This is a genomic window from Phocaeicola sartorii JCM 17136 = DSM 21941 (assembly GCF_054653615.1).
This window is the reverse complement of record NZ_BAAIFW010000005.1, coordinates 3,656,658-3,681,937: the sequence shown is the minus strand read 5'-3', so window position 1 is coordinate 3,681,937 and position 25,280 is coordinate 3,656,658. Positions and strand designations below refer to the sequence as shown.

At 42.2% G+C, this 25,280-nt stretch carries 14 protein-coding genes; 10 read left to right on the top strand and 4 right to left on the bottom strand.

Annotated elements, in window-relative coordinates; translation table 11 throughout:
* The first annotated feature begins 53 nt into the window (after positions 1-53).
* The 6 genes from ACYQ0C_RS15675 (at position 54) to fmt (ending at position 10,026) form a co-directional block, all read left to right on the top strand.
* On the top strand, positions 54-3,017 hold the full coding sequence (locus ACYQ0C_RS15675) for a SusC/RagA family TonB-linked outer membrane protein (protein ID WP_016275645.1): 2,964 nt from the start codon (positions 54-56) through the stop codon (positions 3,015-3,017).
* Between the two features lie 30 nt (positions 3,018-3,047).
* Complete coding sequence (locus tag ACYQ0C_RS15670) at positions 3,048-4,748, top strand: RagB/SusD family nutrient uptake outer membrane protein (RefSeq protein WP_016275646.1); 1,701 nt, start codon at positions 3,048-3,050, stop codon at positions 4,746-4,748.
* Complete coding sequence (locus ACYQ0C_RS15665) at positions 4,748-6,415, top strand: glycoside hydrolase family 43 protein (protein WP_016275647.1); 1,668 nt, start codon at positions 4,748-4,750, stop codon at positions 6,413-6,415. Before ACYQ0C_RS15670 ends, ACYQ0C_RS15665 begins: the two co-directional genes overlap by 1 nt.
* A 236-nt stretch (positions 6,416-6,651) precedes the next feature.
* The gene (locus tag ACYQ0C_RS15660; RefSeq protein ID WP_016275648.1) at positions 6,652-7,227 is read left to right on the top strand and encodes an L-threonylcarbamoyladenylate synthase; all 576 of its coding nucleotides are present in this window, start codon (positions 6,652-6,654) and stop codon (positions 7,225-7,227) included.
* 8 nt (positions 7,228-7,235) lie between these two features.
* Positions 7,236-9,038, top strand: a complete 1,803-nt coding sequence (locus ACYQ0C_RS15655; protein ID WP_016275649.1) for a chloride channel protein — start codon at positions 7,236-7,238, stop codon at positions 9,036-9,038.
* A 13-nt stretch (positions 9,039-9,051) separates the two neighbouring features.
* Positions 9,052-10,026, top strand: a complete 975-nt coding sequence (gene fmt, locus ACYQ0C_RS15650) for a methionyl-tRNA formyltransferase (RefSeq protein WP_016275650.1) — start codon at positions 9,052-9,054, stop codon at positions 10,024-10,026.
* A 108-nt stretch (positions 10,027-10,134) separates the two neighbouring features.
* On the opposite strand, the gene ACYQ0C_RS15645 is transcribed toward fmt, so the two are convergent.
* The 4 genes from ACYQ0C_RS15645 to ACYQ0C_RS15630 all read right to left on the bottom strand — a co-directional run bounded on the left by ACYQ0C_RS15645 (position 10,135) and on the right by ACYQ0C_RS15630 (position 18,293).
* Positions 10,135-11,883, bottom strand: a complete 1,749-nt coding sequence (locus ACYQ0C_RS15645) for a DUF4091 domain-containing protein (RefSeq protein WP_016275651.1) — start codon at positions 11,881-11,883, stop codon at positions 10,135-10,137.
* 286 nt (positions 11,884-12,169) lie between these two features.
* Entirely contained in the window at positions 12,170-13,798 is a 1,629-nt protein-coding gene (locus ACYQ0C_RS15640) for a SusD/RagB family nutrient-binding outer membrane lipoprotein (protein WP_016275652.1), read from the bottom strand.
* 30 nt (positions 13,799-13,828) lie between these two features.
* Positions 13,829-17,215, bottom strand: coding sequence for a TonB-dependent receptor (locus ACYQ0C_RS15635; protein WP_025076598.1), 3,387 nt, complete (start codon positions 17,213-17,215; stop codon positions 13,829-13,831).
* Positions 17,216-17,366: 151 nt separating this feature from the next.
* The gene (locus tag ACYQ0C_RS15630) at positions 17,367-18,293 is read right to left on the bottom strand and encodes a FecR family protein (protein ID WP_016275654.1); all 927 of its coding nucleotides are present in this window, start codon (positions 18,291-18,293) and stop codon (positions 17,367-17,369) included.
* A gap of 224 nt (positions 18,294-18,517) precedes the next feature.
* Between ACYQ0C_RS15630 and ACYQ0C_RS15625 the strand changes: the two genes are divergently transcribed.
* The 4 genes from ACYQ0C_RS15625 (at position 18,518) to ACYQ0C_RS15610 (ending at position 25,277) form a co-directional block, all read left to right on the top strand.
* Complete coding sequence (locus ACYQ0C_RS15625; RefSeq protein WP_032941606.1) at positions 18,518-19,771, top strand: phosphoglycerate kinase; 1,254 nt, start codon at positions 18,518-18,520, stop codon at positions 19,769-19,771.
* Between the two features lie 1,048 nt (positions 19,772-20,819).
* Positions 20,820-23,765 carry a hypothetical protein gene (locus ACYQ0C_RS15620; protein WP_016275657.1) on the top strand — a complete coding sequence of 982 codons (2,946 nt, stop codon included), beginning with the start codon at positions 20,820-20,822 and terminating at the stop codon, positions 23,763-23,765.
* Between the two features lie 112 nt (positions 23,766-23,877).
* A complete protein-coding gene (locus tag ACYQ0C_RS15615; RefSeq protein WP_016275658.1) occupies positions 23,878-24,159 on the top strand; it encodes a PqqD family protein in 282 nt (93 codons plus the stop codon).
* 2 nt (positions 24,160-24,161) lie between these two features.
* A complete protein-coding gene (locus tag ACYQ0C_RS15610) occupies positions 24,162-25,277 on the top strand; it encodes a nucleotidyltransferase domain-containing protein (RefSeq protein ID WP_235782982.1) in 1,116 nt (371 codons plus the stop codon).
* The last annotated feature ends 3 nt before the right edge of the window (positions 25,278-25,280 follow it).

Sequence of the window (25,280 nt, the reverse complement as noted above, 5' to 3'; positions counted from 1 at the left end):
TTAAAAAAATGTTGAAAAATTACCTTATTTACTAATTATAAAAACACTAGTTTATGAATCAAAAAGTATGTATTCAAAGAACATGTATATCTTTGATATTCAGTGTTCTGTATCTGCTGTCTTTTGCGCAGACCCGTCAGATTTCCGGTATAGTAAAAGACGTATCGGGAGAACCGGTTATTGGTGTTAATGTTTCTGTGAAAGGAACAGGAAATGGTTCTATAACGGATTTGGATGGTAAATTTACCATACCGGATGTAAAGGAAAAAGATGTTTTGGTTGTTTCTTACATTGGATACCTCACTCAGTCTGTTTCTGTGGGAAAACAAACGTCTTTCATAATTACATTGAAAGAGGACACTCAAGCTTTGGATGAGGTCGTTGTTGTAGGTTATGGTGTACAAAAGAAAAGAGATCTTTCAGGTGCAATATCTTCTGTAAAATCTCGGGATATTACTGCTATTCCTACTACAAATGCTTTAGAGGCTTTGCAAGGAAAAGTAGCAGGATTGGATTTAACCGCTTCTTCAGGTAAAGCTGGAGCAGATTTGAGTTTTACTATTCGTGGAGAAAGATCTTTGAAGGCTAGTAATGCACCTCTGATTTTAGTTGATGGCATAGATTATGGCACAACTTTGGATATTAATCCTTCTGATATAGAATCTATTGAGGTATTGAAAGATGCTTCTTCGACTGCTATTTATGGAACACGTGGTGCTAATGGTATTATTATCGTTACAACTAAAAAAGGTAAAGCAGGAAAATCAAAAGTTTCTTTGAATGCTTTTGCTTCCATTAATATGATTTCGTCTTATCCCTCTATTATGAACGGAGCTGAATATGCTCAGTTAAAGCGTGAGGCATATCGTAACCAAACAACTAATGAATATTTACCAGATGAACAAGTCTTTACAGCAGCCCAGGAATTAGAATATGTAAGAGAAGGAGTTTCTACAGATTATAGAGATTTGATGATGAGCAATGGATTTAATCAGAATTATGAATTGTCTATAGCAGGAGGCACTGAGAAAACACAACATTCTATTTCTTTAGGATATAGAGGCGAAAATGGACTTTTTAAAAATGATAATTATAAACGGTTGAATGCTAGAGTGGCATTAGATCATAAACTCTTGGAAAACTTGAAGATTGGTACTAATATTACTTATACATACAAAGATCAGAATACTCGCCGTGATCCTTTGAATATGTGTAATAAGATTGTGCCTTTGTCAAAACCTTATGATGAAAATGGAGAAGTGGTAAGATTTCCTGCACCGGGATATAATTCTCAAACGAATCCGTTGGTGGATGACGTGGATGGAGCTGTAAAAGATAATACAAAAGCGACCCGTTTTTTCGGTAGTCTGTATGTGAATTGGAATATCACAAAAGATTTGCTTTTTAGAACAACTTTAGGTGTGGATGCAAGAAATAAGAGAAGGGGGTATTATTGTTCTGCAAATTCTTTGGATGGAGAAGGTAAGGATAGTAAATCATTGAAAGAGCATACTATAGAATCGGGCATAACTTGGGAAAATGTTCTGACTTATTCTAAAATTTTGGGTGAACATGATTTTCAGATAATGGGTGGTACAAGTACTATTTATAAAAGTAAGGAGTACACCTTGGCTTCGGGTAAAGGACAGACCTATGGAGGAAATATCTATCACAATTTGGCATCGAATACCAAAGAAGTCATGATTGACAGCTATTTAAATGAGGAAAAATTAGCTTCTTTCTTCGGCCGTGTAAACTATAAGTTTATGGATCGTTATATTCTTACTGCGTCATTACGTGCGGACGGTTCTTCATTATTAGCCGATGGACATAAATGGGGATATTTCCCGTCTGTGGCGGTAGCTTGGAGAATGAATGAAGAAAGTTTTTTGAAAGGTTTTGACGAACTGTCTAATTTAAAACTTCGTTTGAGTTGGGGAGAGTCAGGGCAATCGGCTATTGATCCTTATCAGACTGTCGGACTTTTAGGTTCGTCCACTTATTCGTTTAACAATGATTTGGCTAGTGGGTTGTATCCTAAAACGATGTCGAATAAAAATCTGACATGGGAAACAACTTCTGTGTTTGATTTAGGTGTGGATTTTGGTTTCTTTAATAACCGTCTTTCTGGTTCTGTAGATGTATATAAATCATATACTAGAAATGTATTGATGAATCGTAAGATTCCATCAACTAATGGTTATGCCGAGGTTATGGAGAATATTGGTAAAACAGAAAATTTTGGTATTGACGTGGCGCTGAACTCTGTAAACATTCAAAAGAAGAATTTTACTTGGACTACAGATTTTACTCTGTCTCACAATAAAGAGAAGATTAAGGAATTGGCATCAGGAGCACTGAGAGATGAGGCAAACTCATGGTTTGTAGGTGAAGCGTTTAGAGTCTTTTATGACTATAAAAAGATAGGAATCTGGCAACTGGATGAAGCGGATGAGGCTGCTAAAAATGGGCAGAAACCTGGAGATATTAAGATTCAGGATACGGATGGTAATGGTGAAATAACTCCTGAAGACCGTGTGGTTTATAGTAAACGTCCTAAAGTTACTTTTGGTATAAATAACTCATTTACTATTCATAACTTTGAATTTTCCTTCTTTATTTATAGTCGTTTAGGCCAGTGGATTGATTACGAATTTAACAGGGGATATAAACCGGACGGATTGGAAAACAGTTCTAGTGTGGATTACTGGACTCCGGAAAATCCAACTAATAAATTCCCACGTCCCAATCGGTTTTATGGTTTTGGAAAAACTAGATATTCTTCAACTTTGAAATATGAAAAAGGGTCGTTTGTTAAGGTGAGGGATATAACTTTGGCTTATAATGTTCCTTCAAAAGTATTGTCTGGTCTAGGTTTGGGGCGTGTACGTATCTATGCAACTGCAAAAAATTTCTTTACCTTCAGCAGCATTGATAATTATGATCCGGAACGAGGAGGAGGAATATCATTTCCGATGACCAAACAGCTTGTTTTTGGTGTCAACTTGGATTTTTGATAGAGTGTATAATATTAAACGAAAGTAATTATGAAGAAAAATATATTTATATTGGCATCTTTGATGCTAACTCTAGGATGTGGTTGTGATAGTTTCTTGGATGAAACGAACTATAGTGATGTGACTTCAGAAGGAGGTTATTATGATACGGAAGCTGGATTGAATGCTGTAGTTAATGCTTGTTATACTCCTTTGCGTTTTTGGGCAGGAAGAGAGGATGCGATTGGGCTAAGTGAGACTGGAACTGATATTATTGCAGCAGGGTCGGGATGCGTGGATAATAATATGGCGGCATATACTCAGTCTTTGGATGGAACAAATTCTGCCTGTACTTTTTATTTTGACCGTTTTTATGCTGCGATAAATTGGTGTAATACAGCAATATCTCATGCAAGAACAGTACCGAATCCATCTAATGATGAGATATTGGCTACAACTTTGAACAAGCGTGAGGCGGAAGCTAGGGTTTTGCGTACATTCTATTATTGGATATTGACCGAAACTTTTGGAGATACTTATTATACAGACCAGCCTTCTACCAGTATAGTAATGAACCCTGTAAAAACTTCTACAGATGATATCTACCAATCTATGTTTGATGATTTGGATTGGGCTATCAAAAGCAAGTTGTCAACTTTGCAAAATGATGGCGGACGGGTTACCATTTGGACTGCGAAAGCTTTAAAAGCCAGACTTTTATTGACTAGAGCAAGTGAAAAAAATGATGTGGACATGTATAGACAGGCATACGATTTGGCTAAAGATGTGATAGAAAATGGTCCGTTTGAATTGGCTGAAGATTTTGCTTCAATATGGGACATGAAGAAGAGTGATGGAAACTCTAATAAAGAAGTGATATGGTATGTAGATTATTCAACAAATCAATTGTATAATTCTGAATTAGATGATAAAGCTGTTATCAGAAACGGAGGGAATAATGCACATTTACTATTTTGTATGAAGTATGATGACCAACCGGGTATGACACGTACTGCAGAATATGGTCGTCCGTTTAACCGATATATGCCAACTCGTTATTTAGTGGATTTGTTTGATGAGGAGAAAGACCAGCGTTATGCCGGCAGTTTTCGTAATTTATGGATCATGAATAATGAAAAGGGAAAAGGTAAGTATACCGCAATGACTGATACTGCCATTTATATCATTAAGGGAGAGGCAACTAAAGCTCAACGGGAATGGGCAGAAAATCGTTATCAGCTTTTTGATAGAAATGATGTGTATAATGCAGATGGTTCGACAAAGAATCTGAAACAATATCTGGAGTTAAGTAAATTTGCGGATCCTACTCGTGCATCGAAAGATGAAGATAGAAGTACTCGTGACGGCTTTATGATTCGTATTGCCGAAATGTATCTTATCGCAGCAGAGGCGGGAGCTAAAGCAAATAGAGCGGATGCCTTGGATTATATGAATAAATTGCGTATGTCTCGTGCTATATCCGGATATGAAGATGCAATGCGTGTTGAATTGTCACAAATACAAGATATTGATTTTATACTGGATGAACGTGCGCGTGAGTTGGCTGGAGAGCAGTTGCGTTGGTTTGATTTGAAACGATTTGGTAAAGAACAGTTTGTAAAGAGAATAAAAAAGTGTAACCCTGATGCTGCAAATGTGGACGAACATCATTGGGTACGTCCATTCCCTCAGACATTCTTGGATGCTATTGAAAATAAAACGGAATTTACTCAAAATACGGGTTATAAATAATGAAGAAATATGTTATAGCTTTTTGCTTGTTGGGAATGAGCGGAGGGTTTGTTTCTGCTCAGGACTATGTTTCAAAAGTATGGGTGTCAGACCAAGGTGATGGAACTTATAAAAATCCAGTGCTTTATGCGGATTATTCTGATCCTGACGCATGTAGGGTTGGAGATGATTATTATTTGACTTCATCGAGTTTTGGTTGTTTACCCGGTTTGCAAATATTACATTCCAAGGATTTGGTGAATTGGAGTATCATTGGTGCGGCATTACCTTATGCCGTACCTCCCATAAGCGATCATTCTCCACAGCATGGGAATCGTGTATGGGCTCCTAGTATCCGCTATCATAACGGGGAATTCTATATTTTTTGGGGAGATCCCGATCAAGGGGTTTATATGGTGAAATCCTCAAAAGTGGAGGGACCTTGGAGTGAGCCGGTTTTAGTAAAATCAGGTAAAGGTATCATTGATACAACGCCTCTTTGGGATGATGACGGACGGGTGTACATGGTACATGCTTATGCAGGTAGTCGTGCCGGTTTAAAAAGTGTCATAGCTATTTGTGAATTAAATGCTGAGGCAACTCAGGCCATAACTCAGTCTCGTATTATTTTTGACGGGCATGAAGCTCATGAAACTTGTGAAGGACCCAAATTTTATAAACGTAATGGATATTATTATATTTTCCATCCGGCAGGCGGTGTGGCTACCGGGTGGCAGGTAGTGTTACGTTCGAAAAATATCTATGGACCTTATGAGTGGAAGACTGTATTGGCTCAAGGAGAAACTGAGATAAACGGGCCTCATCAAGGGGCATGGGTGGACACTACTACAGGAGAAGACTGGTTTTTACATTTTCAAGATGTAGGTGCACATGGCCGTTTGCTTCATCTTCAGCCTATGAAATGGGTGGATGACTGGCCTGTCATAGGAATAGATAAAGATGGAGATGGTTGCGGAGAACCGGTATTATTCTATAAGAAACCAGATGTTGGTAAAAAGTATTCTGTTTGTACTCCTCAGGAAAGTGATGAGTTTAATAGTCAGATTTTGTCTCCACAATGGCAGTGGAATGCTAATATCAACGAAAAATGGATGTTTTGTAATGGACAAAATGGATATATACGTCTTTATTCTTATCCTGTTACAGATAGTTATAGGAATTTATGGGATGTCCCAAATTTGTTGTTACAAAAGATCTCTGCTCCTAATTTTACAGCGACAACTAAATTAACTTTCAAACCCACTAAGAAATATACAGGTGAGCGTACAGGATTAGTTGTAATGGGATTGGATTATGCAGGGGTGTTCGTGGAGAATACTAAAGATGGGCTGGTATTGTCTCAGTCTGTGTGTGATGAGGCTGACAGGGGTAGTCTGGAAAAAATCAATGCATCTGTTCCTTTGGAAGGTAATACAATTTATCTGAAATCAACGTTTTCCACAAAGGACAGAAAAAATGCAGGTAATGAAGGAGGACATGATTTAGTGGTGATGTGTAAATTTAGTTATAGCACGGATGGAAGGACTTACAGAGCGTTAGGTATACCATTCCGAGTGAAAGAAGGTAGATGGATTGGTGCTAAAACGGGTTTGTTTTGTACTCGTCCGTCTATTCAAACGAATGATGGCGGTTGGACTGATGTGGATTGGTTCAGGATAGACAAATAAAAGAGGTCGGAGGAAAATATTGCAGGAATAACTAGATTATTATGGCCACTTATATGAAGTCTGTCTAGCTAAAATGGAAAAGTGCTGTTCCTGTTTGAGGAATAGTACTTTTTTTTATATTGTCTGTAACAGAGAATATTGGAGAGGCATCTTTTTTTCGGGTTTAACTCGTCATTATCAAGAGGATTTGCTACATTTGCAATTTGTTAAAGTGAGAGCCAACTAATAAAAACGATATGAACGAAGATTTTAGAGAGGACTTGAAGAAAGCCTGCGAGGTGATGCAGAAGGGGGGAGTGATTCTTTATCCTACTGATACGATTTGGGGAATAGGTTGTGATGCCACTAACCCGGAGGCGGTGAGGCGGGTTTATGATATAAAGAAGCGTGTTGACAGTAAAGCTATGCTGGTATTGGTGGACAGTGATGTGAAAGTGGATTTTTATGTGAGCGACGTTCCGGCTGTAGCTTGGGATTTGATAGAATTTACTACAAAGCCATTGACTATTATTTATGAAGGGGCACGTAATCTGGCTGAGAACTTGCTGGCCGAAGACGGTAGTGTGGGCATTCGTGTCACGGCCGAGGAATTCTCCAAACAATTATGTTTCCGTTTTCGCAAGGCTATCGTTTCTACTTCTGCCAACATAAGCGGCCAGCCTTCACCTGCCAACTTCGGCGAGATCACTGAGGAAGTGAAACAAGCGGTGGATTATATTGTGGAATATAGACAAAACGAAGTGGGACACCCTAAGCCATCCAGCATCATTAAACTGGGTAAAGGGGGGGAAGTAAAGATTATTAGAGAGTAAAGAAAAGAATGGATGCAATTATAGACGAAAATAAGAAAAGTTGGTTGCAGCGCTTTATCTTATGGCGCGAAAAGAAGATAAAAGAGAAGCAGTTTATTCTTATATTAAGCTTTCTTGCCGGTATTTTTACGGCATTGGCCGCGTGGTTCTTGAAGTTCCTGGTGGAATGGATCAAAGAGTTTCTGACAGAAAACTTTGATTCTACAGGGGTCAACTGGTTGTATTTGGTGTATCCCGTTATTGGTATCTTTCTGACCGGATTGTTCATCCGTTATGTGGTGAAAGATGACATCAGTCATGGGGTGACGAAGATATTATATGCCATATCCCGTCGGCAAAGCCGTATCAAGCGGCATAACACATGGTCGTCTGTGATAGCCAGTGCCATAACGATCGGTTTCGGTGGTTCGGTAGGAGCGGAGGCTCCGATTGTGCTCACCGGTTCGGCTATCGGCTCTAATCTGGGCAGTGTGTTCAAGATGGAACATAAGACCTTGATGCTGTTGGTGGGATGTGGTGCGGCAGGTGCGGTGGCGGGTATTTTCAAGGCTCCCATTGCAGGTTTGGTGTTTACGCTGGAAGTCTTGATGATTGATTTGACGATGGCGTCATTGCTGCCTCTTCTTGTCTCCTGTGTCACGGCGGCTACGGTCTCTTATATTCTGACCGGTCCCGATGCCATGTTCAAGTTCCACATGGATGAACCGTTCTTGATGGAGCGCATTCCTTCGGCGATCCTGTTGGGTATTGCGTGCGGATTGGTTTCCTTGTATTTCACACGGGCCATGAATGCGGTGGAGAATATATTCCGTCGCTATGAGAGCCCGTATGTCAAGCTGGCTATAGGTGGTGTGATGCTGAGTATCTTGATATTCCTTTTTCCTCCATTGTATGGTGAAGGATATGATACCATTAATTTATTGCTGAACGGCGTGACCAATCAGGATTGGAATACGGTGATGAACAATTCCATCTTTTATGGGTTTGACAATTTGCTGCTCGTCTATCTGGCCATGATCGTACTTTTCAAGGTCTTCGCCTCCAGTGCGACGAACGGTGGCGGTGGCTGTGGTGGTATCTTTGCTCCCAGTTTGTTTCTGGGATGTATCACCGGGTTCATCTTTGCTCATTTTTGTAATGAATTGCATATAGGTCCTTATATTCCGGAGAAAAATTTTGCTTTGCTGGGCATGGCGGGATTGATGTCGGGAGTGATGCATGCTCCGCTGACGGGGATTTTTCTGATTGCGGAACTGACCGGCGGGTATGACCTGTTCCTTCCGTTGATGATGGTATCTGTCAGTTCTTATCTCACCATTATGATATTCGAGCCACATAGTATTTATTCAATGCGTTTGGCTAAGAAAGGTGAATTGATAACGCATCATAAAGACAAGGCCGTACTGACTTTGATGAATATTGACAGTGTGGTGGAGACTGATTTTGACAAAGTGCGGCCTGATATGGATTTAGGCGAGATGGTTAAAGTCATTTCGCAGGCCAAACGTAATTTATTTCCGGTGGTGGATGTCAATGGAGAGCTTTTGGGCATTGTGGTGCTGGATGATATCCGTAACATCATGTTCCGTCAGGAGCTATATCATCGTTTCAAGGTGGAAAAATTTATGATTTCTCCTCCGGCACGGATCAATGTTGCTGATTCTATGGAAGAAGTGATGAAGAAGTTTGATGATACAAAGGCTTGGAATCTACCTGTGATTGATGAAGAAGGAAAATACAAAGGATTTGTTTCCAAGTCGAAGATCTTTAATTCGTACCGGCAGGTATTGGTTGATTTCTCTGAAGATTAAATAATGTAAGTATATGGAAAAGAAAGATTTGCGGATCGTATATATGGGCACTCCCGATTTTGCGGTGGAGAGCCTGAGAAGACTGGTTGAAGGAGGTTACAATGTAGTAGGTGTGATAACCATGCCTGACAAGCCGATGGGACGGCATGGCAGTGTGTTGCAGCCTAGTCCGGTGAAGGAGTATGCTGTTTCTCAAGGCCTTCGGGTGCTTCAGCCGGAGAAATTGAAGGATGAGGCATTTGTAGAGGAACTCCGGTCTTTACAAGCCGATTTACAAATTGTCGTTGCTTTCCGTATGCTTCCCGAAATAGTATGGAACATGCCGCGTCTGGGTACATTCAACCTGCATGCCTCTTTATTGCCCCAATATAGAGGGGCGGCTCCTATAAACTGGGCGGTGATAAACGGAGATACGGAAACAGGAATTACGACTTTCTTCTTGAAACATGAGATAGATACCGGCGAGATTATCCAGCAGGTGCGTGTTCCCATTGCGGATACGGATAATGTGGAGATTGTGCATGATAAGCTGATGCACCTGGGCGGTGAACTGGTGCTGGAAACAGTGGATGCCATTTTGGATGGCAGCGTAAAGCCCGTTCCCCAGGAGGATCTGATCAGGCAGGAGACAGAATTGCGTCCGGCACCGAAGATTTTTAAAGAGACCTGCCGTATAGACTGGAATAAAGGCGTGAAGCGGGTTTATGACTTTATTCGCGGATTGTCTCCTTATCCTGCCGCATGGACCGAACTTTGTGTGGGCGATGGGACACGCCAGGTTCTGAAAATATATGAAGCGGAAAAAGTTTTTGCTTCCCATGAGATGAATGTAGGTGATATCCGTACGGATATGAAGACTTATTTTCAGATTGCGGTAAATGACGGATTTATCAATGTGCTCACCTTGCAGTTGGCAGGCAAGAAACGTATGAATGTGGCTGATTTCCTGAGAGGTTACAGAACTTCGGATAATAATAAGGTGGAATAGATAGTGCGTTAGAAAGCTCGCTTTTTCAAGTACGTCCGCAGGGAACTTACGTACGTATGTGTAGGGCTACACATACGTACAGGCTTATGCGGACGTATCCTTTTTTCTCTAGTATCGGTTGATGAGCTCTTTTGCCTTGTTTACGGCAGTGGTGGGAGAAACTCTGTCCATTCCCAATTCATCAAACATTTGCAGGGCCTTGTCTATCTTTTTGATAGCTCCTTTATTCCCTTTTTTCTCGAACTCCTCTTTCAGAATACGTACTTTTTCAAAAGATTGTACCCCTTCTGTCAGGCGTTCCAAACGGATGGATGAACGGGCGCCCGGATAAATCATATAAGTGTCACCGGCAGCCCAAGCCGTGAAACGGCTGTCCTGCAACGGATGTTGAACCCAGCTGTTTAAAGCCCAGCGAAGATAGCCGTCCAAATTTTCTTTTGCGCTATGCCATGCCAGCCATTCAGCTTCGGCAGGTTCACTGAAAGTAAAGGTATTGGGGCGGGGTTCTGTGCAGCAGGTATAGTAAGTGGTCACTTTGCCTGCCTTACGGCGTGTTTCAATCTCTTCGGGAGTAAACTTCTCGGCAATGGTGATGCAGTAGTCATCCATGTCATCCAATAATTCTTTGTGATACGTCCCTGCCAGCGAGACTTTAAAGTCCTTATCAGCCTTGCGGATTACCTTCAATGTCTCCTGCATGTCCTTCATCGGACGTTCATCCATAGCGATGTGAGTAATATTGAACCATCCTTTGGCTTTCAGATGTCGTGCAAAATCTTGCAGCATATTCATCCAGAACGCTTCGTATGCAGCTTCGCCCGGTTTGGCATCCAGAAATTTGAAAGAGTTGCTGGCCTGATCGAAATACTGGAAAGAAAGGCGCCAAGGAACCATGGAATAGCAGCTGATTTGTTTCTTGACGCCAAGGCTCATCATGAATTCCACCCATTTATCGAATACGGTATAGTCAAAGTACCAGGTACCATCCGCTTTTTTCAGCCAGGTGACCATGCTTTCAAAAGCATCGTAGGTCTGTCCGTTCCAGGGCTTGTGCATAATGGAGGCGGTAATTACCTTGCCGCCTGCATCGGCATACAGTTTCATCAACGGACGCATCAAATCGAAATGTTTCTTGCTGAACGGTTCTACATTATAGTAGCGGGATACTGCGTATGGGTTCTGCCATAAGTCCAGATGGAAAGCCCATTCGGAAGGAGGAGGCAGGGTACGGTTCTTCACTTGGATATTCAGTTTTAATTCAGCCAGTGTATTACCGTCGGACTTTACAGTGACGGTTCCTGTATATTTTCCGGCCTTGGCTTGACGAGGCACGTTGATGCTGATCCATCCCCCTTGGGTGGAATGGGCGGGGATGGTCAGGGCGGGGGTGATGTGGTCTATTACATCTGCCACTAGAGTTGAGTCAAAGTCGGCGCTATTGCGGTATCCGCATGCACCCAGACCGTCTTTGTTCAGTTCGTCAGTCATGACATAGCGTACAAATGCTGTCTGGATATCCTCTTTGCTGATGGTATTTCCGCCGGAGGTCAGATCGCTTGCAATGAAAGTCAGATCATTCAGTGTCTCAGGAGTCCATACGACCAGTTGGGCCGATATCTTTTCACCTTTCCATGCAGTGAGGTTTATACTTTTCTGTGTATTACGGATAGGTGCCGGTTCCTCTTTTTTATAGCGGATGTCTGTGCTGCCCCAACTGATTTGCGGAGCGGTTACGTCAGTCCATAAAGTGGAATTGGTGGCGATAGGATTGGCTGCTTCCTCATAATATTCGGAAGTTTGGGCGCTCATGTATGTTGATGACAACAACAGGGCACCTAGGAATAGAAGTTTTTTCATGGTTTATTATAATTGGTTGAAGTTACAAAGGTAACTCAGTGAGGGTTAATTTCCAAATAGGAACGGTGGAGTTTGCATAATTCCGGAGGAATATGTGTTTGGGGCATCATATTCTCATCTCCGGTAATATCGGGAAATAAGGAGGAACGACATTTTGAAAATAAAATAAGACGGGAAACATCACGTCCCCCGTCTTACGAACTCTTTTTGCCTTATGCTAATACCTTGATTAAGCGAAACATTTAAAATCTCTTTTTATAAATAATCCGTCTTGTTGAAATAGAAATTAGAAGTTGTTTTTACCTGTATCCCACCATAGACGTGTACCCCCATTGTCTGCACCGCCAAGGGCACTCGTTAATTGCTGATAAAGCTGGGGCTGATCGGTAGCCAGATTGGATGGATAAGGCAGACGGCGGATCATGATGTCTGTGTCAATTGTTCCTTGGCTTTCATTGTGTAATACTTTGAATAGTTTAGGATAACCGGTGCGACGTTGTTCCGCCCATGCTTCTCCTCCTTCAGGATACATGGCCAACCATTTTTGGGTAATGATGCGTTCCAGTTTTTCTTCGTTGCCGACGGTGTCATTCCATTTCGGGGTAATGCTGGATGCAGCTTTCATGTTGCATGTTGCATCGAATACGTCTTTATAGTCAATAGGTTTGCTTTCACTATCCAAGTATTCTTCCACTCCTGTTGCTTTCCATTGTTCAAAAGAAAGTCTGACTCCTGTTTCATAGCAGTTCTTGACATTTTCTGATGAAAAGCCTCGTAAAGCGGCTTCTGCACGTAAAAACCAGACTTCGGCTGCGGTCATTAGCGGAGCGGGAGTTTCCACTTGTATGGTGGAGCGTGCATGATATTTGTACGCATTGTTTTCGGCCGGTATGTTCTTCTCTCCACCCAGTCCCATGGGGATGCCTTTAAATGTTCCACTATAATCGAATAAAGGTTTGTAGTTGCCCGGTACTCCTTCGTTTCCGCCTACGGCAGGAGTGAAATATTTGGATGCGCGTGGGTCACCATAGCCCGTGAGCAATGATTCCATATTGGCGCTGGCATAAACCTCCCACCAAGACAATCCAATGGTTCCAAGCGGATTCTTATATCCTTTTTCAGTAGATACGAACACACCTTGAGCATTGGTCTCAATTAGTCCATGCTTGTCATTAAGGGCTTTTTGTGCTTCAGTTTGAGCCAGATTCTTGTCCACATTGGATACGCGCATTGCCAGGCGCAGTCGCAGGGAGTTGGCCCAGCGGGACCATGCTGACAATGTCCGGTTGCCCGATTGCATAAGGATATCATGTTCGGCAAAAGCATTTTCGGGGATGCCTTCCGCCAAAGCTTCATCTAACAGTTCGATGCCTTTGTCCAGATCTGCAAACATGGCTTTGTAGGTAGCCTCCTGGCTGTCCGGGACAAAATCCATGAAGTCACTATATAAGATTGCTCCATAAATATCAGTCAAGCGGTGCAAAGTGGCTACTTTCAGTATTTTGTTAATCCCTAAGAACTGTTTTCTGTCTGTATTGGCAGCCTCACATTTGTTAATCGCTGAGACGGTGTATTGATAAGTGTAGCTCCATGCTGCCGAGTTCCATCCATCGTTCAGGTTGTAGCATGAGTTGTTGGGGAAAAACTTGGATGCCATATCATGGAAATATCCCGCAAACATGTCCACATTCAGATTTTGTATAATCTGGAAGGTCCAGTCAGTACCACCCGGAGCTGGGTCGTTGAAATAAATGCCTTGTTCTATGGCTTGGAAATACATGGTATTTCCTGCAAAGTCCATACCTTGTTTGTCTTCGGTGTAAGCTCCGTCTTCTGTATTGAATTTTTCGAAATGATCTGTACAGGCGGTTAGGGCACTGCTGATTAATAGTAAAGCTAATATTTTGTTTTTCATGATGATTGTCTATTTTAATAGTTGGATAAATTAAAATGAGAATTTAACATTGAAACCTAAACTGCGTGTAGTCGGCATACCGAATACATCCACACCTTGGTTGGCGTTTCCAACAGACAGCACAGCATCCGGATCGAAAGGTGCGTCTTTATGGAAGAAGAACAAGTTACGGGCTATTAATGAAACATTCAGTTCTTTGATGGCACGTGTCTTCGCCAAAAATTTCTGTGGAAAATTGTACCCGATGGAAAGTTCACGCAGCCGGATGTTGGTCGCGTCATACATATACTGTTCGGTGACACCGTCTTTATCGCCGATCGTGGTATAGAATTTTTGTATATTTTCAATGTGGGTGCCTTCAAGATCTACATATCCTCTGTCCATGGCTTCACCGACAGTCTTGCTGACTCCGTGGGAATCAAGATATCCTTGTGTGAAAGACATGACTTTTCCACCAAAGCGTGCGTCAATCAGGAAATTAACATTGAATCCGTAAATATTGAATGAGTTGCTCCATCCTATTGTACAATCAGGGTTACTATTGCCTAAGTATTGCTGGCGGTCATTGAGTACCATCGGCATCCCGTCATCGCCGAACTTTATCTGGCCTTTATCATCTCTTGCATAAGCGTTGCCATAAATATCTCCTAATGACCCTCCTTCTTTAACGATCATACGATAGGCCATATTCAGACCGTCTTGTCCATAAGCAAAAGAGGTGAAGCCCGGGGCTAATTCCACTACTTTGTTTTTATTGGTAGCTATATTGAACTGGGTTCTCCAGCGGAAATTCTCTGATTGTACAGGCACTCCGCCAATGGTCAGTTCAATACCCGTGTTACTGATTTTTCCGGCATTGATCATTTTGTATGCATAAGCGGAACCCGGCAGCATGGGAACAAGCAAGAATTGATTCTTTGTAATTGTTTTATACCAGGTAAAATCAATGTCCAGTCTGTGCTGTAAGAACTTGAATTCCGCACCTACCTCCCAGGAATCTGAAATCTCTGGCTTCAATGTCCCGTCATTATAGTTTATCACTTGTTTGATAACGCCGCCCATTCCGATAGTGGGATATAGATTGGCTTGATAAAGTGGCAGTGTATTGCCGACTTCGGCAAATGAACCACGGATTTTTGCAAAATTAATCCATTCGGGCAGATCAATCGTTTTGTTTAACAGCCAGGAAAGACCTACTGACGGGTAGAAGAATCCGGAGTCCATGCTGTCTGTACCATAAAGTGTGGAAGACCAGTCGTTGCGGGCAGTCAAATCTAAATAGACGGCATCGGCATACCCAATCTGGGCAGTGGCGAATACAGACTGCATTTCATTTTTAGCGTTGAAAGAGGCGCTTCCGTCACCCGAAGACATATTACCATAATTGATGTTGGTAGGGGTAAATACGTTGGGGTGATAAAGACCTGCCAGATGGGAATCCATACTCAGTGTATTCGATTTCGTATAATTAATGGATGTGCCCAAAACAGCGTTTAAACTGATTTTATTCCAGCTTTTGTTGAACATGGCCATGAAATCCGCATAAGCCATCAGTTCATCATGGTTGCTGTACGCATAGCGTCCGTTATCGGTTTTGGAATCCCAGTCACCACCGCAAAGGGTAGGAGAAGTGGAGGCCCACATTTGCTGTTCATATCTGTCACTGATATAATCCAGTGTGCCTCGGGCCTGTAATTTCATCCAGCTGGTTACTTCTAAAGCGGCGCTTAAAGAGGCAATGGTACGCATACGTGTATCCTGGTTGGTCACACGGTTGACAAGCCAGTATGGATTTCCTTCCATTCCGTCGGATACGTCCTTGTACCAGTTGTGCTTGGGCATATTACGTACATCATCCCATATCTCGCCACTTTTGTAGGGTTCCATGTCCATACCTCGTGGAAAGGTATATAAGCCTACCAACGGATTCAGGTAAAGGCCGCCTGAAGTGGGACGGTTTTTTACAGATTGATGAATGATATTGACATTTCCATCCAGTGTGAGCTTGTCATTGAAGAATTTGCCGGTTTCACGGAAAGTAAGGTTATGTTTGTTCAGTTTATTTGAACTGATGATACCTTTTCCATAAGTGTTTGAGTATGAAAAGTAAGTTTGGGCTTTATCATTTCCTGTGGACATTGTCAGAGAGTTGATGGTAGTCACACCGGTAGAAAAGAAATCGCCTAAATTATCATAATTCTTCATACTTTCTTTTTCCCAATTCTGATTATAAGAATTCTGGTATTCCGGAAGACTGATGGCTGAATCGAAAGTGGTGTTGGTTGAGAAAGTGACGCGGGTAGATCCTGCATGTCCTTTCTTGGTAGTGATCATGATAACACCGTTGGCTGCCTGTGAACCGTAAAGTGCTGCAGCTGATGCTCCTTTCAATACGGAGATGGACTGTATATCTTCCGGGTTGATGTTGGAAATACCATCACCCGAATCACGATTTCCAGAGTCATTGTTGCCTCCCATGGTCGTCATGGCCTGTACGGAAGTGCTGTTCAGCATAGGGACACCGTCGATCACGTAAAGGGGCTGGTTGTTTCCATTTTCATAAGCCGAGCGTATACCACGAATTGATACTTTGGCGGAGCCTCCTAAACCGGATGAGTTTTTCGTGATAGTGACACCGGCTATTTTGCCTTCCAGTGAATTAATCATATTGGCATCCTTGACGCGGGTCATATCATCTCCGTTGATTTGTTGTACGGAGTAGGTCAGAGTTTCTGATTTTCGTTTGATTCCCATGGCTGTCACTACCACTTCGTTCAGTTTCAGTGTCTCATCGGCCATCTTGATAGTCAGGTTCGTTTTTCCGGCAACCGGTATGGTTATTGTGTTATAACCGATATAAGATACAACCAGTTGTGCGTCAGCGGGTACTTCCAGCGTAAAGTTACCGTCAATATCGGTAATTGTACCGTTAGTGGTACCTTGCTGGATGATGTTTGCACCGATAATGGCTTCGCCCTGCATATCCGTTACAATACCTTTTACTGTGATTGTATTCTGCTGTCTCACTTCTTCGCAGGCTGTGTTGCTTTCTTTTGTCAAAACAATGTTTTTGCCTTCCATGACATAGGTGATACCTGTTCCGGCAAAAACCTCATCCAATAGTTCAGACACAGCTTTATTGTTTGCGTTGATTTTCACCTTGCGGTTCAAGTCTACGTTCTTCTTATTATATACAAACAGGTAATTGGTCTGTGATTCGATGGCAGAGATCAGTTGGGCTACCTTCATGTCGTTGGCATCCAAATTGACTTTGGCATTCTGAGAGTGCACATCCATACTGAATGCGCTGAATGCTGTGGCTAACAGAAGAATTAAGGCGATCTTCATAGTTCGTAATATTTGTTTAAAAGCTAAACTTTTTGGGTATAAATACCCTTCCAAAGAAATTTTTCTCATATCTTTGTAATGTGTTAAGTTAATAAATTTGATTAAGGTCAATTGTTAGCTGTCGAATCGGGGAGTATGGGGGTACTTTCCGATTCTTTTTTTCAAAGGTTTTATGTAATCATAACGGTTCATTTTTTAAGGTTAAACTTCTATGGTGATTTTATTCTATAGTTATCTTGTTATGTTCGTTATCAATATTGTATGTAAACGGATGATCTTTCTGTATCACTTTTAGTATATGCTCTATGCCATCCAGATCTTTGAACTTGCCTGTGCAACGGTAGTTCTCTAAGACTTTGGGATTCTTCACGGTTATCTTATAATTGTAATATAGGGCAATCTTGTCCAGTAATTCTTTAAATGGAACGTCATCAAAGTAATAAATGCCTTGTATCCATGCCAGAGCATTGTTGCTGTTCATTTCACCTGTTTGGTATTTACCGTTTTCCATTGAGAAATACTTTCCTTTCGTCAGGCTGGTGATGGGCTTCCCTTCTTTAGTATCATTGGCGAGCAGGTTGATGGAACCTTCTATCAGTCTGGCTATGAAACTGTTTGAACCTTTATAAGAACATACGTCGAATTTTGTTCCGGTGACTTGCACCTTTATGTTTTCTGTCTGCACGTAAAAAGGAATTTCCTTGTTGTGCGCTACCTCGAAATAGGCTTCTCCGTCCAACATTACCTTGCGATCTTTTTTGCCGAAGTTCTCATCATAAGTCAATGTGGTCTGGGAGTTCAGCCATACCACAGAGCCGTCGGGAAGATCCATCTGCGCGCGTTGGCCTGCCGGGATGCGGATGGTTTGTGACAATTGTTGCTTGGGCTTGTGCATGTGTGGCAGATCCATAACGAAGACAATGGCCACCATGGCGGCAATGGCAAGTAGCGGATACAGGTATAGATGTCCCTTCGGCTTCTGTTGTATGTTCGAATCGTCCGAGAAAAGGGTGACATCAAACAACATCCGCTCTTTCAGAAAGCGTTCCTTGTTCTCGGCGCTGCTTTCCGTCCATTCCACAATTTGGTTCTCCTCCTTCTCGGTGGTTTCCCCTCTGAAATATTTATGTAGCAATTCAGTCTTCATTCTTTCCGCGTTTTGTATATATAACAGGATAGTTGGAGACAACCCTAGCGGGAAAATGATTTTTTTTTCGATTTTCTTAAAAAGAGTGGTTTTTACTCTCTTTTTTCATTTCAGATAAAATTATTACTGCCCTGACACATTGCTAATAAAAAATATTCGTAACTTTGCAACACCCAAAAATAAGCGAGATTGTATTTATACACTATAAACAAAAATAAGAGATTATGATGACAATTGACAAATTCAACTTTGCCGGTAAAAAGGCAATTGTCCGTGTGGACTTCAATGTACCTTTGGACGAAAATGGTAAAATTACTGATGATACTCGTATCCGTGGTGCTCTTCCTACCTTGAAAAAAGTGTTGGCTGATGGTGGCAGCTTGATTATCATGTCACACATGGGTAAACCCAAAGGTAAGGTAAATGCTAAATATTCATTGAGTCAGATTGTCGATGCTGTTTCTGAAAAATTGGGTGTGCCTGTGAAATTTGCTCCTGATTGTGCAAAAGCCGGTGATGCTGCGGCTGCTTTGAAACCGGGTGAAGTCCTGTTGTTGGAAAACTTGCGTTTCTATCCTGAAGAAGAAGGAAAGCCTGTTGGCATTGACAAAGAAGATCCTGCATACGAAGATGCCAAGAAGGCTATGAAGGCTTCTCAGAAAGAGTTTGCCAAGACTTTGGCTTCATACGCTGACTGCTATATCAATGACGCATTCGGTACTGCTCACCGCAAACATGCTTCTACTGCTGTTATTGCTGATTATTTTGATGCAGACCATAAGATGTTGGGTTACTTGATGGAAAAAGAAGTTCAGGCTGTTGATAATATCCTGAAAGATATCAAACGTCCGTTCACTGCTATCATGGGTGGCTCTAAGGTATCTACCAAGATTGGTATCATTGAAAACCTGATGGATAAAGTGGATAACTTAATCCTTTGCGGTGGTATGACTTATACTTTCGCTAAAGCTCAAGGCGGAAAGATTGGTAACTCTATCGTGGAAGATGATAAATTGGATTTAGCTCTTGATATCATTGCTAAGGCTAAGGCTAAAGGTGTGAATCTGGTATTGGGCTCTGACTGTGTGGCTGCTGATGCATTCTCTAATGATGCTCATACTCAGGTTGTTCCTGCAAATAATATTCCTGAAGGATGGGAAGGTCTGGATGCTGGTCCTGAAACTCAGAAGGCATTTGCCGCTGCTATTGAAGATGCCAAGACTATTTTGTGGAACGGTCCTGCAGGTGTATTCGAATTCGATAACTTTACTGCCGGTTCACGTGCTATCGCTGAGGCTATCGCTAAAGCAACCAAGAACGGTGCGTTCTCATTGATTGGTGGTGGTGACTCTGTAGCTTGTATCAACAAGTTCGGTATGGCTGACCAGGTTTCTTATATCTCGACCGGTGGTGGTGCTTTGCTGGAAGCAATCGAAGGAAAAACTCTTCCGGGGGTTGCAGCTATCAAAGGTGAATAATTAATTCCTTATTATATATAAAATGAGGTTGTGTCAGCGTTTTGACACAACCTCATTTTTTATAATGAATAAAGGTATATCATTCACATCCGTACGCATATCCTGTATGTACATAGTAGCAGTCGAAATTTAGTGGGGGCAGGGGGAGGTAATAACCCCAGTGGCGGGATCGAATAAAAGCCCCACTAAAATTCTACAGCTCCCTATGCATAGGCCTGTACATAACTTACGTGTAGTTCCATGCAGGTGTACGTGTAAAAACGTGCTTTCTATGCTTATTTCAATAATTATCAAAAAAAACGGCTAAGAAATGTTTCCTATATTTAAGAATTTATTATATTTGCATCAATTACTCTACTATGGTGTAATAGAGTATTGCATATTTTAAGAAGCGTTATTGAAATTATCTTCTATCATCAAACTTCGCAACTTTGAGCTGTACCTGAAGATGATAACAACAACGCTCACGTCTGTGTTGTATACCTGCCATTGCTGTGGCATCTATATACCTAAGGGCGTGGGTGGCTGTTGTTTATCTAGGTACAAGGCAATGCGAAGGCCCGATGATAGGATAAACAAGATACAGCCCTCACGCTTTTTTTTATTGTTAACCGCCGAACAGGGGAGGGGGAGTTAGGCAAAGTCTTTTGACAAGATAGACTGATCTAACATTTACAGACGTATGAAAGCAACACTACAACCGGGAGTGCAACTCTTTGTATCCCGTTATCTGTCAAGTCGAGGTTGCGGAGACAAAATCTATGTCACCGGACCGCCAGGAATCTTCTGCCCGCAGACGGCAATTATGACATCTTATAAAGTATTCTATATTACATAATTGGGGCGGATAATGTCTGAACAAAATCATTGAAAAATTAAAATCTAAATTTTATTGTACGAAGTTTATGGAAACAAATAATATGGAAATGTATGAAGCTCCGAAAGTGGAGGTTATTGAGGTAGAGGTAGAAAAGGGATTTGCAGTAAGCGGAGAAGAAGGTAATTGGACTCCGGGTCAAGTATAAAGGTTGGACTTAAATTGAAAATCATGAAAAAGTATATTATTGGCTTGATGGCTGTTACTTCGTTGGCAAGTTGCAGCAATGATGAGATATGGACAACTTCTACTGACGGGCAGAGCGTTATTAACGCTGCGTTTGAAGGTAAACCGCAGCCGCGTGTTGGTTTTACAGATACGACTCCAGCTGTATTCTTTTGGAATGCAGATGATAAAATATCAGTACATACTACGAATACCTCCAATCCGTTTGTGGTTTATTCTTTGGCAAGTGGGGCGGGAACTGGAAGTGCTCAATTTCAAGGTACTTTAGTCGGAGAGGCAACAACAACCTCGGTTTGTGCTCTTTATCCATCTAACAGTAGGCATAAATACAATGAGGGTGGACTGACTTACCACATGGCAGATTCTTATACTTATGCTAATGCGGATGGTCAGTTTGGATTGTTGAACGGTGGCGTATCCAATAGTACAAATGCGCCGATGCTTGCTAAAATTGCTACACAGGGAAGCATGGATTTAAGTTTTAAACATTTGGGGGGAGTATTCTGCTTTCAGATAGCTAAAATACCGGCTGATGCAACAAAGTTTGTATTTACTGCTAATACGAAAATAACCGGAGACTTTACGGTGAATTTAAGTGAGGATACCCCTTCTATCTCAACAATATCGGAAGCAACTCAAACGTCTACAACAGATGAAGGTAAGACTGTTACTATCAACTTTACTGCCGGTACGGAAAAGAGAGTATTTTATATTCCGGTTCCTACAGGCACTTATATGGGGTTTGGTTGGGAAATAAAAAATGCAAATGATAAAGTGCTGGCTTCTTTTCAATCGGATGCGTCAAATACGATAAATCGGGCCACTTTGCTGAAAATGCCGTTGCTTACTTGTTCTACCGTAACGGGAGGAATCACATCGAGTGTTCAGAATGTTTCCGATTTGAATCAGTTGTTGCAAACCGGTGATTCTGCTGAAACATTGCCTACCAGTGTTACGGTAACTACTGCAAAGGACATTGATACAGCTATTGAGATTCCTGCTGCCTATACTTCTTCATCTACAGAGGGGGATACTCCCAACGTATTGAATCTGACTTTTAATGAAGTTCCTACAGCGGCAACCGGTGGGGATGGGGCCATTGAGATAAAAGAAAGTTTGGGCAGCAGTACAACGACTCCTGCTGAATCTAAGGCTTCTATTGAAATCGCTATCCCCAAAGTGAAAAGTTCAGATCAGGAAAGCGCCCCTTCATTTAATATCACCTTGCCTGCGGCTACAGTAACTTTAGCAGCAGCGGAGGAGGCTACTACTTATAACAAGATAGTGGCAACTACGGCAACCAATACATTGATTGTTGATAAAGGCGTAACGGTTAAAGAACTGATTGTTAAGGGTGGTAATGTAAGAGCAAAGACGGGTAGCACTATAACTCAAATAACTCGCGATCAGACTAATTCAGCAACTGTTATTATCTACAAGGAAGGGGGAGCGGAACTACCCGATCTGTCCGACAATAATGTATTTACAGTTGTTGATGTGGCAGTAGCGGAAATGGAAGAAGTTGCCCGAAATGGTGGAACTTATACTCTTACCACAGACTTGACGGGAGATTTCACTATTTCCGCAACGAATGAAGTTATCATCAATTTGAACGGTCATAAAATTACCAACAAATCTGGCGATACATTTACCGTCAACTATGGTAGTAGCCTGACCATTAACGGAAATGGTACAGTGGATAATGTAAGTCATGGAAAAGCTTGTGTCTATAATAACGGTACGGTAATTCTTAATGGCGGAACCTATACGCGGAGTAAGGAAAACGGTCAGAATTCAGAAAGTTCAGGTGGTAACAGCTATTATAATATTCTGAATCATGGCGAGATGACGATTAATCCAAATGTGGAGATATCGCAAAACGGGCATTATTCTTCGATGATAGCCAATGGGTATTATGATTATACCAATACGAATCCGCGAAATGGATATGTAAGCGGTACCAATCATCAGAACCCTTCACTTATCATTAACGGTGGTACATTTGCCGGCGGTCTTAATACTATTAAGAATGATGATGGAGCCAAGCTTGTCATCAACGATGGTACGTTCACCAATATGTCTCAGGCAACCGTACAGAATCATCATGTGACTGAAATCAAGGGAGGTACATTCAATACGACCGGTTCCGCTCGGTATGTGGTGGATAATGAAGGTCATAATGGCGTGCCCAATGATTTGGGACAGATGACTATCAGTGGTGGTATACTGAATGGCAAGGTTTATGTAGTTGGCAAAGGTGCATCGCTGGCTGTTACCGGTGGTACTTTCTCCGATCCGTCCGCACTTTTATATTTAAGTGGCAATGCTAACGTAAAGATACGTTTGAATGCAGACGTTACTTGTGATGGCTTTAAAACAAAAAGCGGACAATCTGTAGAATTGGACTTGAACAACCATGTGTTTACATTGGCTGAACCGACTGTAGGATCGGCCGGCACAGAAACAAATAGCTGTCAATTGCTGGAAGGTTCTACCGTTACTATGAAAAATGGAACGCTGAAAAGTGATAATGATAAAATTATGATTCAGAACTACTGTAATTTGACGTTGGATGCTATGACAGTGAACGGTCCAAACGCCCTATATGTATTGAGCAATAATTGTGGTAATATCGTGATTAACAATACTACGATTAATGCCAAATCTGGTGCGAAGGCATTTGATCTTTGTGGCTATTCAACCTACACTGCCGGAGTTAAAGTAACTGTTAAAGGTACTAGTATTATCAATGGTGACGTGGAATTATCAAAAAGTGCCGGAAACACCGAACCCATGGAATTGAATATTGAGGGTGGTACTTTTAACGGCAATTTGGTTGTTGATTCATCGATTACAGATGCTTCCTCTATCATCAACGTGACTGGTACCCCTTCGTTTACAGGAACCGGTTGGGAGAGTTATAAAAAATAAGAGAATGACCTGCAATCATGTTGTTAGTCATGACAAAAAGTGATTTGTAACCAAAGAAAGCCGTCCCGTCTCAATAGGTCGGGTGGCTTTCTCTTTTTAAGATTAGAAAATTATGAAACTTAATCCCCATTTCAAACTCCGCTCCATAGCCGGAGAAACCATCATCGTGAACCAAGGAACGCCCGATGCCGACCTCACCCGTATCATCTCTCTCAACACTTCTGCCCGCCTGCTTTGGGAACAGCTTTCGGGAAAGGACTTCACTTTACAAGAGGCAGCCTTGGTGCTGGTGGAAGCCTATCATATTCCCCAAGACCAAGCCGAAAAGGATGCGGCGGCTTGGGCGGATGACCTGAGTAAATGCCATATATTACTGGCGGATGACTATGTATGATTATGAACACGACACTCGATAAACCGGAACAAATGCTCTTTGCCTTGCTCCGATCCGCGTTGAACAGCGCAAAGCCGGTTAGTGAAATCCTTTTTACCGATCTATCTCCCACCCTTTGGCAGGCGTGTTACAAACTGGCTTGCACTCAGGGAGTAATGGCCTTGGCATGGGACGGAATACAAACCCTGCCTGCCCGTTTGCAGCCCCCGAAGGCTTTGAAGTTAAACTGGGCGATGGCGGTAGAGAACTATGAAAAACGCTACCGGCAATACTGCCGTACCATAGCCGGACTTTCAGCTTTCTATCAAACGCATGGCATCACCACAGTCCAGCTGAAAGGAGTAGGTCTCTCTACCTATTATCCCATTCCTTCGCACAGGGAAGGGGGAGATATAGACATCTACACGTATTCGGCAGACCATTCCCGAAGAAGCGATGCCGAGGCCAACCGAATGGCAGACCGATTGATGGAAGAACAAGGAATAGCGGTAGACTGTGAACACTCCGAAAAGCATAGTGTGTTTTACTATAAAGGTATCCCGATAGAGAATCATAAGACTTTCATTAATTCGGAAACATACCGCATAGCGGTGCAGATGGATAAGCTGCTTCAAGGACTGCTGCAACCCGTATCGGCGGAACTGGACGGAAAGCACACCATTTTAATTCCGTCTTCCGCCTTCAATACCGTATTTCTCGCTTTTCATGCCGCCCAGCATTACGCAAGCGGCCTGGCGCTTCATCATCTTTGCGACTGGGCTTGCCTGCTGAATAAATACGGCCTGCATATTCCAGAGGAAGTGACGGATGTCCATTTTAGAAACATGATGCTGGCTATGACCCACCTCTGTAATCATTATTTAGGAACTTCCGTCCCGGTGCATGGAGGAGAAGGATTGGCGGAGGAAATCTTGCGGGAAATCATCCGGCCACCCTATGCCATGTCTGTTCCGGCGAAAAGTAAATGGGGCATTCTGGTTTATAAAACCAGACGTATGCTGCATACTCATCGTGCGTGCAACAGTGTGTTGCGCATTTCACTGTGCAAATGGATTGGAAATTCTATTCTGTTGCATCTGCGTTCTCCCCACACCATCTTCCAGACGGAGCGAAATTAAGTG